Below are 1,578 nucleotides of genomic sequence, written 5' to 3' on the forward strand. Positions count from 1 at the left end.
GGCGTACGTCGCCGCCATCGAGCCCTTCCACGGCAACACCGTCGCCGTCTACACGAAGGCCAGCGACGGACCGGCCGGCGAGGTCGAGTGGAACCGCGTCCTGCTCGACGTCTACGGCGACCCCAACGAGAACGGCGAGGGCCCCGGCCACCAGATCGTCACCGCCGACTTCGACGGCGACGGCGAGGACGAGTTCCTGGTCGCCCTGCGCGGCCCGTGGCCGTGGCAGGGGGTCATGTACTACAAGGCCGTCGACCTGAAGAACGGCATCTGGGCCAAGTGGCGGGTGTCCGACGAGTCCGTAGCCCGCATCGCCACCGCCGACTTCAACGGAGACGGCAGGCTCGACTTCGCCACCATCGCGTACTCGGTCCAGAACTACTACGTGGCCAAGGACGCCAAGCTCATGGTCTACCGCAACGAGATCGACATTCCGTAGCGCAGACCACCGCCCCCGCGGCGACCTCACGTCACGCGCCCAGGAACCCCCGGGCGCGGCCGGAGCCGCGGCCGGGGCGGCCGACCCCCCAAGTCCGACCGCCCCGGCCGCACTTGCACGCGCCCTTAATGGGCATTGTCCTATATACAGCGCTCGCAGATATAAGGCGTGTGCAATTATTACCCCCGTTGTCCGCACCCGGCGGCACACTCCTGACAGGAGGTTGTCCATGCCCCTCGCCTTGTTGGCCCTGGCCATCAGTTCGTTCGGGATCGGTACCACCGAATTCATCATCAACGGCCTGCTGAACGAGGTCGCCGGCGACTTGCACGTGTCGATCTCGACGGCAGGCCTGCTGACGTCCGGATACGCACTCGGTGTCGTCGTCGGCGGACCCGCGCTCACCGCCCTCACCGCCCGCATGCCCCGCAAGGTCGTCCTGCTGGCACTGATGGCCCTGTTCATCGCGGGCAGCCTGCTGTCGGCCGTCGCGCAGAACTACGAGCTGCTGATGTTCGGACGCGTCGTGTCCGCCTTCGCCCACGGCGCGTTCTTCGGCGTCAGCACCGTGGTCGCGGCCGACATGGTCGAACCGGCCAAGCGGGCCCGCGCCATCTCGCTGATGTTCACCGGCCTGACCCTGGCCAACGTGCTCGGCGTGCCCATGGGCACCCTGCTCGGCCAGCAGTTCGGCTGGCGCTCCACCTTCTGGGTCGTCGCCGCCCTCGGGCTCATCGGCTTCATCGGCATCGCCCTGCTGGTGCCGCACGCCCCGGCCGACCCCACGGAGGGACTGCGCGGACAGCTCGCCGCCTTCCGGCGTCCGCAGGTGTGGCTGGCCTTCGGCATCACCGCCATCGGAATCAGCGGTCTGCACGCCTCGTTCACCTACGTCACCCCGCTGATGACCGACGTCGCCGGCTACAGCACCGGGGCCATCAGCTGGCTGCTCGTCCTGTTCGGCGTCGGCCTGGTCATCGGCAACCTGCTCGGCGGCAAGGCCGCCGACCGCGCCTTGATGCCCACGATCCTGGTGGTGCTCGCCGGCCTCGCGGCGACGCTGGCCCTGTTCACCGTCACCGTGCACAACCGGCCCGCCGCGGCCGCGACCCTCGCGCTGCTCGGCGGCGTGGGATTCG

Annotated in this window: 2 protein-coding genes; both read left to right on the plus strand. The window is 69.2% G+C overall.

Going from position 1 to position 1,578, the window contains the following annotated elements:
* Positions 1–439 (plus strand): FG-GAP repeat domain-containing protein (locus ACZ5CR_RS44820; RefSeq protein WP_468869331.1); only part of this gene is annotated, 439 nt, incomplete at its 5' end.
* A 229-nt stretch (positions 440–668) separates the two neighbouring features.
* Positions 669–1,578 (plus strand): MFS transporter (locus ACZ5CR_RS44825; protein ID WP_468869335.1); only part of this gene is annotated, 910 nt, incomplete at its 3' end.

The sequence above is a fragment of the Streptomyces sp. NPDC031274 genome, assembly GCF_055570235.1.